This is a genomic window from Herbaspirillum sp. GW822-FHT03A08, assembly GCF_058801885.1.
The window spans coordinates 155358-167951 of sequence record NZ_JBXANR010000005.1 but is presented as its reverse complement, the minus strand read 5'-3'; the positions used below and the strand labels follow the sequence as shown (position 1 = coordinate 167951).

Genomic DNA, 12594 nt, shown 5'->3' with positions numbered 1-12594 from the left:
GGTAAACCCATGAGCACCCACTCAATCCCGCTCTCTCCCGCCCAGGCGCGCGCCATCTGGCTGCGCGCGCAACGTCTTGACGAGCTGGCACCTTTCGGCAACGGCGCCGAGGCAGTCAGGCTGGCGACCGAACATCTCGGCTATGTACAAATCGACACCATCAACGTCATCGAGCGCAGTCATCATCACATTCTCTATACGCGTATTCCCGACTATAAACTGAGCGATCTGGAGCAGGCGCAGTCAGTGGACAAATCGGTGTTCGAATACTGGACTCACGCACTGGCCTATGTGCCGACAACAGCATTTCGCCACTTCATCCCGGCGATGGAACAACGGCGGCTCAATCCGCACGCCTCATTTGACGGTGTGGATGAAGCCGACTATGCCGCCCTGCTCAAACGCATCCGCAAGGAAGGCGGTCTGTCGATCCGCGACATAGAAGACGACGTACTGGTGGAAAAAACGCATCCCTGGGGCAGCCGCAAGCCGTCGAAAAAGGCCTTGCGCTGGGGATTTTTTATCGGCGACCTGGTGATCAGCAAGCGCACCGGCATGATCAAGACTTATGAACTGGCAGGACGCCATTTCGGCTGGCAGCGGCGGCCGTCTGCATCGAAAGAAAAGCAGTTCGCGCAATACCTGCTGCAACGCACGCTGCAATCACAAGGCATCGTCAGCCTGGATTCGATCTGCTATGGCAATGCGCCGATGAAGGCGATGGTGAAGGAACTGGTTGCGGCCGGCGTCAAGCGCAAGCAACTGGTGCCTGTGCATCTCGATGGCGCACCGAAGAGCCAGCACTGGATCACTCCGGAACAATTGGAGACAGTCATCACAAGCACCGGGCCGGTTTCAGAAGAACGCGTCCATATCCTGTCGCCCTTCGACCCGCTGGTGATTCAGCGCAAGCGGCTGGAATTATTCTTCGGCTATGAGCATCGCTTCGAGGCCTATGTCCCGGCGGAAAAGCGCATGCTGGGCTACTTCGCCCTGCCGGTGCTGGTGGGCGATCGGATCGTTGCAGCACTGGATCTGAAAATGGATCGTCAGGCAGGCAAATTGCGGGTGCAAAAATGGACGTGGATCACCAGGAAATCCCCTCAGCTTAAAACACTGATCGAACAGGAATTGCATCGCTTCGAGCAATTTCAGAAGCAATCCATGCGCATGGCGAGGCCTTGACGGCACGACTCGTTCTGAGGCCGGCATTTACTCCACGGCATGATGCCTGAGATATTCGACGTCCTGTAACGGCGACGCGCCGAACAGGCGGCGATATTCCCGGCTGAATTGCGACGGACTTTCATAGCCGACTTTGTAAGCAACCGTGGCCGCTTCGACGCCGCCGGCCATGAGCATGCGGCGCGCCTCCAGCAAACGCGTCTGTTTCTGGTATTGCAGCGGACTCATCACCGTGGTCGCCTTGAAGCGATGATGCAGGGTCGACACGCTCATGCGGACCTGCTTTGCCAGCTTCTCAATCGACATCGGCTCGGCATAGTTCTGCTTGATCCACTGGATGGCATCGTTGACGCCGCGCTCCTGATAATGCGACAGCACGGTGTGATACAGCACGTCGCCGTTCTGCGCCGAGATCAACCGGTACATGATTTCCTGCTTGAGGATGCGCGACATGGCGGCGATGTCCTGCGGCTTTTTCAGCAGGCGTATCAGCCGCAAAAAAGTCTCCTGCAAATCACCGCTCGATTCCTCGACATAAGCGCCGACACGCGTGCTGCGTTTTGGCGGTGCGGGGATGTTCAGTTCAATGATGAAAGCGGCGATCTCTTTTGGATCGAGATCAATGCGCACGCCGTAATACGGCGCCTCTTCATCCGCTTCCACAATCTGCCCCGACACCGGCAAATCGATTGCCGACAGCACATAGCTGCCGCTGCCGTAATGGTTGACGGTCTTGCCGATCAGCACCTTCTTGCGGCCTTGCACCACCAGACACATGGACGGCTCCAGCATGCCGCGGCTCAGGTCCGTCGGCTGGCAGATGCGGATGAAGGACAGATAGGGAATCGCCGTCAGCACATCGCGCTGCGAGGCCGGTACGCCGGCGAAATGCGCAGCCACCTCCACCCGCAGCTGCGCAAGCAGGTCGGAGGAGGATGCCGCGAGGAAATCGGCGGAATCGGCAGAATCGGCGTCAGGCGTTTTCATGGACCGGAACATCGTAACCAATGATGGCTTTCGGTTCAACATAAGCTTCCAGACCGTAAGGTCCGAATTCACGGCCGATGCCGGATTGCTTGAAGCCGCCGAACGGTGCGCGCGGTTCGTCGTACAGGCCGTTGATGAAAACGCGCCCCGCCACGATCTGCGACGCCACGCGGTTGGCGCGCTCCAGATCGGCGCCGCTGACGTAGCCGTGCAGGCCATAGACGGTATCGTTGGCGATGTCGATGGCTTCTTCTTCGGTGCGATAGGTCAGAATCGACAGGACAGGCCCGAAGATTTCTTCGCGGGCGATGCGCATGTCGTTGGTGACATTGACGAAGACCGTCGGCTTGACAAAGTAGCCTTGTTCCAGTCCTTGCGGATGTCCTTCGCCGCCGATCAGCAGTTCTGCACCTTCTTCCACGCCGAGGCGGATATAGCTTTGCACACGCTCGTATTGCTTTTGCGTAACCAGCGGTCCGATCATCGTATCTTCATCCCCGGGATTACCGACCTTCATTGCCGCTACAGCTTGTCTGACGAGCACTTTGATCTCTTCCAGGCGATGCTCGGGAACGATCAGACGTGTTCCTGCCAGGCAAGCCTGGCCGTTGTTGAATGCCGCCGCCATGACCGCCTGCGGGATAGCCGTCGCCAGATCGGCATCGTCGAGCAGGATGTTGGGCGACTTGCCGCCTAATTCCAGCGTGACGCGTTTCATGGTGTCCACGGCGCCGCGCGCAATCTGCTTGCCGACGGCGGTCGAACCGGTGAAGGAAATCTTGGCGATATCCGGATGGCGCGTGATCTCGGCGCCGACGGTGTCGCCGCGTCCGGTGACGATATTGAATACGCCCGGCGGCAGGCCGGCTTCATGCAGGCATTGTGTGAGCAGGTGCGTCTGCATGGCGCTCAGCTCGCTGGGCTTGATGACAGCGGTGCTGCCGGCAACCATCGCCGTCGACAACTTGCTGCAGATGAAACCGTAGTTGGCATTCCATGGCGTGATCAGGCCGACCACGCCGAGCGGTTCCATCGTGACGCGCGCGGTGCCTGCCTGACGTACGAAGTCGAAGCTTTTCAGCAATTCGATCGCCAGCAGAAAGCTGTTGGCAGAACGCGCCACCGTACCGGCGCACATGCGGCGTGTGCCACCGTACTCCGCGATCATGACTTCGATCAGTTCTGCCGAGCGGCGCTGAATGGCGTCGTGCATGGCTTGCAGATAGCCGATGCGTTCTTCCTTGCTGCTGCGCGAAAAGGTCTTGTACGCCGCTTTGGCAGCGGCAATCGCGCGGCGCGCATCTTCTTCATCGGCCAGACGAACGTCGGCGACGATGGTCTTGCTGGCCGGATTGATCAGCTCCATGATTTCCGTGCCGTGGGGCTGGACGAACTGGCCGTTGATATAGATTTCATTGATGTGTCGCATGTCGGTTTCCTGGTAAAAGACTTCAGTGGGCATGCGAAACATGGTACGAGCCGGCAGCATCGATACGGTAGACCGATGCTGCCGGAGGATTGCCTGATCCTGCCGCCCGGCGGATTTTCTTGCCATCGGGACATGCAGGATTGCTTTCGTACGACGGTCTGCGGACCGGCCATCTACCCAAAATCGCCCGGTGCAGCGCACCATTTACGAGCAGCCGTGCACCGCAACACCTCATAACGTGACATATATTTTTCCAGCTGTTTCCGTCCCGCTACCCCACTGTCCTCTGAAACCCTTCTACCGCAAGGGATTCAGACCTTCTGGCACAGGCTTTGCATATAGCTGGGTACGGATCAACGACGATCCCCCTAATTCTTAATGCCGATCTAAAGACGGATCTGCAGGACAACGGCGTCCGCTTAGCTTGGCATTACTGCCTTGTTGAGCGGGCGCCTTTTTGTTTTTTACGGGATAAAAATGGCCGTGACTTCTCAAAACAGCACCAGCAAAGCAAGCAAGATCCAGCTCTTCTCGATCAGCTCGCCGCAAATGCGCGCCTTCCACCTGACATGGATGGCTTTCTTCGTCTGCTTCTTCGCATGGTTCGCCTGCGCGCCGTTGATGCCGGTCATCAAGGGCCAGCTCGGCCTGACCATCGAGCAGATCGCCAACATCAATATCGCCGCCGTCGCCGTGACGATTCTGGTGCGCCTGATCATCGGCCCGATGTGCGATCGCTACGGCCCGCGCAAGACCTACACCGGCCTGCTGCTGATCGGCGCAATTCCGGTGATTGGCGTCGGATTTTCGCAAAGCTATGAAAGCTTCCTGTTCTTCCGCCTGTGCATCGGCGCGATCGGCGCCAGCTTCGTGATCACGCAATACCATACCTCGGTGATGTTCGCGCCTAACGTTGTCGGCACCGCCAATGCGGCCACTGCCGGCTGGGGCAACGCGGGCGGCGGCGTGGCGCAGGGGCTGATGCCTTTGCTGCTGGCCGCCATGCTGATGCTGGGCGTGGGCGACTACCTTGGCTGGCGCGTGGCGCTGCTGGTGCCGGGCTTGCTGATGCTGGTGATGGCAGCATTGTACTGGCACTTCACCCAGGATTGTCCGCAAGGCAATTTCGATGAGTTGCGCGCCGCCGGCATCACTATCGATAGCGGTAAAAAAGGCGGCTGGGCGAGTTTCCGCACAGCCAGCGCCAACTACCGCGTGTGGATGCTGTTCGTCACTTACGGCGCTTGCTTCGGCGTGGAAATCTTCATCCACAATATCGCCGCTATTTATTACGTCGACCACTTTGGTCTTTCTTTGAAGAGCGCCGGCATCGCAGCGGCAAGCTTCGGTTTGCTGGCGCTGTTTGCACGCGCACTGGGCGGCATCATCTCCGACAAGGTCGCCCAACGAGGCGGCCTCAATCGCCGCGCCACCCTGCTGTTCGTGATGATGCTGGGCGAAGGCCTCGGCCTGTTGTGGTTTGCCCATGCCGGCAGCGTCACGCTGGCGGTCATCGCCATGCTGTGCTTCGGCCTGTTCACACACATGGCCTGCGGTGCGACGTATGCACTGGTGCCCTTCATCGACCGCAAGGCGCTGGGCGGCGTGGCCGGCATCATCGGCGCCGGCGGCAACGTCGGCGCGGTGCTGGCAGGCTTCCTGATGAAAGGTCTGGGCAATACGCAACAGACGCTTAGCATGCTGGGCGTGCTGGTGACAGTGTCGGCGCTATGCGCCATCGCTGTGCGTTTCACCACTGCCGACAAGAACGACGAGCCTGCGCTGACCGTGGCCGCCAACAACATCCCTGCCTGAGGAGAACCGGATCATGAACATCATCGTCATTGGCCACGGCATGGTCGGTCACAAGTTCCTGGAGTCGCTCGCTGAAAGCGGTGCGCCCAACATCAACGTCACCGTGCTGTGCGAAGAGCCGCGCCCGGCCTACGACCGCGTACACCTGTCCGAATTCTTCGCAGGCAAGACCGCCGACGATCTGTCGCTGGTGGCGCCCGGTTTTTTCGACACCGGCAAGAGCAGCATCCACTTCGACCTGAAGCTCAACGCCAAGGCGCAGAACATCGACATCGTCGCCAGGACCGTGACCGTCAACATCAGCGGCGCCGTCGAAACCATCTCCTATGACAAACTCGTGATGGCGACCGGCTCTTACCCTTTTGTCCCGACCGTCGCGGGTAACCAGCGCAAGGATTGCTTCGTCTACCGCACCATCGAAGACCTCGAAGCGATGCTCGAATGCGGCAGGCGTTCCAAGTCCGGCGTGGTCATCGGCGGCGGTCTGCTCGGTCTGGAATGCGCCAAGGCATTGCGCGACATGAATCTGGAAACCCACGTCGTCGAATTCGCCCCGCGCCTGATGGCGGTGCAGGTCGACGACAGCGGCGGCCGCATCCTGCGCCAGAAGATTCAGGACCTCGGCGTCACCGCCCACACGCAAAAGAACACGCTGGAAATCGTCGACGGTAAAACCGGCACGCATCGCATGAATTTTGAAGACGGCACGCACCTGGACACCGACATGATCGTGTTCTCGGCCGGCATCCGTCCGCGCGACGAACTGGCGCGCGAATCCGGCCTGAAGGTCGGCGACCGCGGCGGCATCGTGATCGACAACAGCTGCATCACGTCCGATCCCAACATCTACGCCATCGGCGAATGCGCCTTGTGGAACGGCAAGATTTTCGGCCTGGTCGCACCCGGCTATGACATGGCGCGCACTGCCGCCAAGCATGTATTGGCGCATCTGAACGACGCCGCCGACAGCGTTCCCCAGTTCAACGGCGCCGACATGAGCACCAAGTTGAAGCTTATGGGCGTGGACGTCGCCAGCATCGGCGATCCGCACGGCAAGGAAGCCGGCAGCCGCTCGTTCCAGTTCACCGATGAGCGCAAGCAAATTTACAAGAAGATCGTGGTCTCCGAATCCGGCAAGCATCTGCTCGGCGCCGTCATGGTCGGCGACGCGGCGGAATACGGCACGCTGCTGCAAATGATGCTCAACCGCATCGAGTTGCCGGAGTCGCCGGAATTCCTGATCCTGCCGCAAGCAGACGGCAAGGCCAAGGTCGGCCTGGGCGTCGATGCACTGCCCGACTCCGCGCAAATCTGCTCCTGCAACAACGTGTCCAAGGGCCAGCTGTGTGCGGCGGTGGCGTCCGGCGTGACCAACATCGGCGACCTCAAGAGCTGCACCAAGGCCGGCACCGCCTGCGGCGGCTGCGTGCCGCTGGTGACGCAGGTGATGAAGGCCGAGATGAAGAAGCAAGGCCTGGCTGTCAACAACCACGTCTGCGAACACTTCGCCTACTCGCGCCAGGAGCTGCATCATCTGGTGCGCGTGAACAAGATCAAGAGCTTCGGCGACCTGCTGGCGCAACACGGCAAGGGCCTCGGTTGCGACGTCTGCAAACCGGTCGCGGCCAACATTCTGGCCTCGTGCTGGAATGACTTCGTGCTCAAGAAGGAACACGCCAGCCTGCAGGATTCCAACGACTACTTCCTCGGCAACATCCAGAAAGACGGCACTTACTCTGTCGTCCCCCGCATGGCCGGCGGCGAAGTTACGCCGGATGGTCTGATCGCAGTCGGCCAGATCGCCAAGAAGTACGGTCTCTACACCAAGATCACCGGCGGCCAGCGCGTCGACCTGTTCGGCGCCCGCGTCGAGCAATTGCCGGACATCTGGGAAGAACTGATCGCCGCCGGTTTCGAAACCGGCCACGCCTACGGCAAGTCGCTGCGCACGGTTAAATCCTGCGTCGGCTCTACCTGGTGCCGCTACGGCGTTGACGACAGCGTCGGTCTCGCGATCGAACTGGAGAATCGCTACAAGGGCTTGCGCTCGCCGCACAAGATCAAATTCGGCGTGTCCGGCTGCACGCGTGAATGCGCCGAAGCGCAAGGCAAGGATGTCGGCATCATCGCCACCGAAAAAGGCTGGAACCTGTACGTCTGCGGCAACGGCGGCATGAAGCCGCGTCACGCCGAGCTGATTGCCTCCGACCTCGATAAGGCGACCATGATCCGCTACATCGACCGCTTCCTGATGTTCTACGTGCGCACTGCCGACCGCCTGCAACGCACCAGCACCTGGCGCGACAACCTCGAAGGCGGCCTCGATTATCTGAAGAGCGTGGTCATCGATGACAAGCTCGGCATCGCCGCCGAACTGGAAGCCGACATGCAGCACGTGGTCGACACTTATGAATGCGAATGGAAGAAAGCCGTCAACGATCCGGAAACACGCAAACGCTTCCGCCATTTCGTCAACAGCAAGGAAGCCGACAGCAACGTCAAGTTCGTCGATGAGCGCGGGCAGATCCGTCCGGCCACGGTTGCCGAACGCAAGCTGATCGATATTCCGGTAGTGGCTGAGGCGGTATAAAAGTTATCTGTCGTTCTGACGAAAGTCAGAACCCAGCAGCGTCAAATGCCGACGAAATGCACACGATGCTGATTGACCTAAGAAACGACACTGAGTCCTGATTTTCATCAGGACGACGGAGACGGATAGATGAAGGAGAAATACATGCACAGCGACCGACAAATTGAACACTGGATCGAAGTCTGCGATATCGCCGACATCGTGCCTAATACCGGCGTCTGCGCGCTGATCAACGGCGAGCAGGTCGCGGTGTTCCATGTGATCGACGCTAACCACGGTGAGACGCGCGTCTTCGCCATCGGCAACTACGATCCCAACGCCGACGCTGCGGTGCTGTCACGCGGCCTGGTCGGCAGCATCGGCGAGCGCATCGTGGTGGCTTCGCCGATCTACAAGCAACACTTTGACCTGCAGACCGGCGAATGCATTGAAGCACCCGAACATTCGGTCAGCGCCTATCCGGCGCGCATCGACCACGGCAAGGTGTGGGTGGGTGCATGACAGTCGCTCCGGTCGCTGCTGAGTCTTCAAAGAAGCCGTCGCTGGTCGTCATCGGCAACGGCATGGCCGGCATGCGCACGGTCGAGGAATTGCTCAAGCTGGCGCCGGATCTGTACGACATCACCGTGTTCGGCGCCGAGCCGCACGGCAACTACAATCGCATCCTGCTCTCACCCGTGCTGGCGGGCGACAAGAGCATTGACGACATCATGCTCAACACACGCCAGTGGTACGAACAAAATCACATCACCTTGCACGCCGGCGATCCGGTTGAAAAGATCGACCGTCGCAATCGCACCGTGCGCTCCCAAGCCGGCGTTGAAATTCAGTACGACCGCCTGTTGCTGGCGACCGGCTCCAAGCCGTTCATCATCCCGGTGCCGGGTCATGAACTTCCCGGCGTGATCGCCTTTCGCGATATCCAGGACGTCAACACCATGCTCGATGCTGCGCGCAACCATCGTCACGCGGTGGTGATCGGCGGCGGCCTGCTCGGCCTGGAAGCTGCCAACGGCTTGCTGAGGCAAGGCATGGATGTGACCGTGGTGCACGTCACCGACAGCCTGATGAATCAGCAACTGGACAAACCTGCTGCCGCGCTGCTGAAGAAGGCGCTGGAGATGAAAGGCCTGCGCTTCCTGCTCAACGCACAGACGGAATCCATCGTCGGCGCCGACCGCGTCGCGGCGGTGCGCTTCAAGGATGGTTCGGAAATCCCGGCCGACCTGGTCGTCATGACCGCCGGCGTACGGCCGAATATCGAACTGGCGAAAGAGGCCGGCCTGCATTGCGACCGCGCCATCGTTGTCGACGATACGCTGCAAACTTACGATCCGCGCATCTATGCCGTCGGTGAATGCGTGCAGCACCGCAAGGCGACCTTCGGCCTGGTGGCGCCGATCTGGGATCAGGCCCGCGTGTGCGGCGCCCATCTGGCCGGCGCCGGACATCGCCGCTACGTGCAGCAGGCGACTGCCACCAAGCTCAAGGTCACCGGCGTGGATCTGTATTCAGCGGGCGACTTCATCGCGGCAGACGATACCGAAGATCTGGTGCTGCGCGATCCGCGCCGCGGCATCTACAAACGGCTGGTGCTCAAGGGCAGCAAACTGATCGGCGCGGTGCTGTATGGCGACGTCAAGGACGGTCCGTGGTACTTCGACCTGATCCAGAAAGGCGGCGACATTTCCGCCATCCGCCATCAACTGCTGTTCGGTCAGGCCATCTGCAGCCCGACCCAAGGCAGCCAGGACAATAAAGCAGCCTGATCAGGACATCATCGTGAATCTCTCCCACATCCCGCTCCCGACCGTCGGCACCAAGACCACCTGTCCGTATTGCGGCGTCGGCTGCGGCGTGCAGGCGTCGATGCAAACCGACGGCAAGATCGCGATCGCCGGCGACGAACTGCATCCGGCCAACAAGGGCCGCCTGTGCGTCAAAGGCTCGGCACTCGGTGAAACGGTCGATCTCGACGGCCGCCTGCTGCATCCGAAAATGCGCGATGAGCATGGCAACATGCTGCGCGTGAGCTGGGATGCGGCGCTTGACAAGGTCGCGGGCGGCCTGCGCAGCATCATCGATCTGCATGGGCCTGACTCGGTCGCGCTGTATGTCTCCGGGCAGTTGCTGACGGAAGACTATTACATCGCCAACAAACTCATGAAGGGTTATATCGGCAGCGCCAACATCGACACCAATTCACGCCTGTGCATGTCGTCAGCGGTGGCCGGCCACAAGCGCGCATTCGGCGAAGACCTGGTGCCGATCTGCTATGAGGATCTTGAGTTGGCCGACATGGTCGTGCTGGTCGGATCGAACACCGCGTGGTGCCACCCTATCCTCTTTCAACGTATTGCCAAGGCCAAGGAAAACCGTCCGGAGATGAAGCTGGTCGTCATCGACCCGCGCCGCACCGCGACCTGCGAACTGTCCGACATGCATCTGCCGGTCAAGCCCGGTACCGACGTCTGGCTGTTCAACGGCCTGATGAGTTATCTGGCGCATCGCGGCGCACGCGACAGTGCATTCGTCGATGCGCACACTACCGGCCTCGGCGAAGCGCTGGCGATTGCCGACGCCGATTGCGCCGATCCGCATGAGGTTGCGCGCATCTGCAAGGTCGACGTCAACGACTTGCTGGCGTTCTATGAATCGTTCGCCAATACCGAAAAAGTCATCACGGCGTTTTCGATGGGCGTCAATCAATCATCCGCCGGCACCGACAAGGTCAACAGCATCATCAACTGCCACCTGATCAGCGGCCGCATCGGCAAGCCGGGCATGGGCCCGTTCTCGATCACCGGCCAGCCCAATGCCATGGGCGGACGCGAAGTAGGCGGCCTGGCCAACATGCTGGCCGCACACATGGACCTCGACAATGCGCTGCATCGCGACACCGTGCAGACCTTCTGGGGTTCGCCGCGCATGGCCGACAAGCCGGGACTGAAAGCAGTCGATCTGTTCAACGCCATCGAAGCAGGACGCATCAAGGCCGTGTGGATCATGGCGACCAACCCCATGGTCAGCATGCCGGATGCCAACGTGGTCCAGCGCGCCTTGTCGAAGTGCGAGCTGGTGGTCGCCTCCGACATCATGGAAAAAACCGACACCAACGCCTTCGCCCATATCCTGCTGCCAGCGTTGGGCTGGGGTGAAAAGGACGGCACCGTAACCAACTCGGAACGCCGCATCTCGCGCCAGCGCAGCTTCTTGTCGGCACCCGGCGAAGCACGCCCGGACTGGAAAGTGATCTGCGACGTCGCCAAACGCATGGGTTATCACGGCTTCGACTTTACCGGTCCGCATGCCATCTTCGACGAACACGCACGCCTGAGCAGCTATCGCAACGGCCCGCCGCAAATCGCAGGACACAGCCATCGCCTGTTCAACCTGGACGGCCTGACCGGCATGAGCAAACAGCAGTTCGACGAACTGCAACCGATGCAGTGGCCGGTCGCACGCCCGAACAATACAGATGCCGCCATCACAGGAACGGCCCGCCTGTTCGGCAATCACCGCTATTCCCATCCCGACGGCAAGGCGCGCTTCGTCGCCACCCCGCCACGCGGTCCGGCGCATCTGCCGGATGAAGAATTTCCGCTCACGCTCAACACCGGCCGCGTGCGCGACCAGTGGCATACGATGACGCGCACCGGTAAGTCGGCGCGGCTGGCCGATCACGTACCGGAATCTTTCGTCGACATGCATCCGCAAGACGCCTTGCGCTACGGCGTGCGCGAAGGCGGCTTGGCGCGCATCAGTTCGCGCTGGGGCGCCATGGTAGCGCGCGTGCAGCACAGCGGCGGCATCGCACGCGGCAGCGTCTTCGTCCCCATCCACTGGAACAGCCAGAACGCTTCGGATGCGCGCGTCGGCGCCCTGGTCAATCCGGTAGTCGACCCGGTATCGGGCGAGCCGGAGTTCAAACACACCCCGGTCAGCATCGAAGAATTCGGTGTCTCATGGCATGGTTTTATCCTCAGCCGCAAGGCGCTGGCCCTCGACGAAATCACGCACTGGACGCGTATCCAGGGCCGCGATTTTGCACGCTATGAACTGGCTGGCCGCAACGTCATCGCCGACCACAGCGCATGGGCGCGCGCACTGCTTGGCGTGCACGATGTCGAAGCAGACTGGCTCGAGTACGAAGACCGCACCGCCGGCGTCTATCGCGCAGTACACGTCGACAACGACCGCATCGACATGTGCATCTTCTTGTCCAAGCGCCCCGACCTGCCTTCGCGCGCCTGGCTGGCGAGCCTGTTCGACAAGGAGCAACTGGACGAAGCCGACCGCGTCGGCCTGCTGATCGGCCAGCCGATAGAAAAAGGCGCCGACACCGGCCCGACGGTCTGCTCCTGCTTCGGCGTGGGTCGCAACACCATCTGCAATGCCGTACGTGAAAAAAGCTTGAAGACCGTCGCTGAAGTCACCTCCTGCTTAAAGGCCGGCGGCAATTGCGGTTCTTGCGTGCCGGAGATCAAGAAGCTGCTGGTGGAGACGCATGCGGCGGAGACTGCCTGAATCTGAATCAGGCACAGCGAGGCACGCCCCGATCGGCCATAATTCATGTTCGTCAATGACA

8 protein-coding genes are annotated in these 12594 nt (G+C 60.6%); 6 read left to right on the top strand and 2 right to left on the bottom strand.

Annotated elements, in window-relative coordinates:
- The first annotated feature begins 9 nt into the window (after positions 1–9).
- Positions 10–1185 (top strand): winged helix-turn-helix domain-containing protein, encoded by a 1176-nt coding sequence (locus AC1RN6_RS16890; protein ID WP_493006602.1) that lies wholly within the window; start codon positions 10–12, stop codon positions 1183–1185.
- 27 nt (positions 1186–1212) lie between these two features.
- Here AC1RN6_RS16890 and AC1RN6_RS16885 read toward each other — a convergent pair whose 3' ends face one another.
- Together AC1RN6_RS16885 and AC1RN6_RS16880 are read right to left on the bottom strand one after the other, a co-directional pair.
- Positions 1213–2172: an AraC family transcriptional regulator gene (locus tag AC1RN6_RS16885; protein WP_493006601.1), complete on the bottom strand. Its 960-nt coding sequence runs from the start codon at positions 2170–2172 to the stop codon at positions 1213–1215.
- Complete coding sequence (locus AC1RN6_RS16880) at positions 2159–3601, bottom strand: aldehyde dehydrogenase family protein (protein ID WP_493006600.1); 1443 nt, start codon at positions 3599–3601, stop codon at positions 2159–2161. The genes AC1RN6_RS16885 and AC1RN6_RS16880 overlap by 14 nt, the downstream gene beginning before the upstream one ends.
- Before the next feature lie 477 nt (positions 3602–4078).
- Here AC1RN6_RS16880 and AC1RN6_RS16875 point away from each other — a divergent pair, with 477 nt between their 5' ends.
- The 5 genes from AC1RN6_RS16875 (at position 4079) to AC1RN6_RS16855 (ending at position 12533) form a co-directional block, all read left to right on the top strand.
- Entirely contained in the window at positions 4079–5416 is a 1338-nt protein-coding gene (locus tag AC1RN6_RS16875; protein ID WP_493006599.1) for an MFS transporter, read from the top strand.
- A 13-nt stretch (positions 5417–5429) separates the two neighbouring features.
- Entirely contained in the window at positions 5430–8006 is a 2577-nt protein-coding gene (gene nirB, locus AC1RN6_RS16870; protein ID WP_493006598.1) for a nitrite reductase large subunit NirB, read from the top strand.
- Between the two features lie 144 nt (positions 8007–8150).
- Complete coding sequence (gene nirD / locus AC1RN6_RS16865) at positions 8151–8507, top strand: nitrite reductase small subunit NirD (RefSeq protein WP_493006597.1); 357 nt, start codon at positions 8151–8153, stop codon at positions 8505–8507.
- Positions 8504–9775, top strand: a complete 1272-nt coding sequence (locus AC1RN6_RS16860) for an NAD(P)/FAD-dependent oxidoreductase (RefSeq protein WP_493006595.1) — start codon at positions 8504–8506, stop codon at positions 9773–9775. The genes nirD and AC1RN6_RS16860 overlap by 4 nt, the downstream gene beginning before the upstream one ends.
- A gap of 13 nt (positions 9776–9788) precedes the next feature.
- The gene (locus tag AC1RN6_RS16855; RefSeq protein WP_493006594.1) at positions 9789–12533 is read left to right on the top strand and encodes a molybdopterin-dependent oxidoreductase; all 2745 of its coding nucleotides are present in this window, start codon (positions 9789–9791) and stop codon (positions 12531–12533) included.
- Positions 12534–12594 lie beyond the last annotated feature (61 nt).

Coding starts and splice junctions, on each gene's coding strand:
- AC1RN6_RS16890 (WP_493006602.1), top strand. CDS start 10: ATGAGCACCCACTCAATCCCGCTCTCTCCCGCCCAGGCGCGCGCCATC.
- AC1RN6_RS16885 (WP_493006601.1), bottom strand. CDS start 2,172: ATGAAAACGCCTGACGCCGATTCTGCCGATTCCGCCGATTTCCTCGCG.
- AC1RN6_RS16880 (WP_493006600.1), bottom strand. CDS start 3,601: ATGCGACACATCAATGAAATCTATATCAACGGCCAGTTCGTCCAGCCC.
- AC1RN6_RS16875 (WP_493006599.1), top strand. CDS start 4,079: ATGGCCGTGACTTCTCAAAACAGCACCAGCAAAGCAAGCAAGATCCAG.
- nirB (WP_493006598.1), top strand. CDS start 5,430: ATGAACATCATCGTCATTGGCCACGGCATGGTCGGTCACAAGTTCCTG.
- nirD (WP_493006597.1), top strand. CDS start 8,151: ATGCACAGCGACCGACAAATTGAACACTGGATCGAAGTCTGCGATATC.
- AC1RN6_RS16860 (WP_493006595.1), top strand. CDS start 8,504: ATGACAGTCGCTCCGGTCGCTGCTGAGTCTTCAAAGAAGCCGTCGCTG.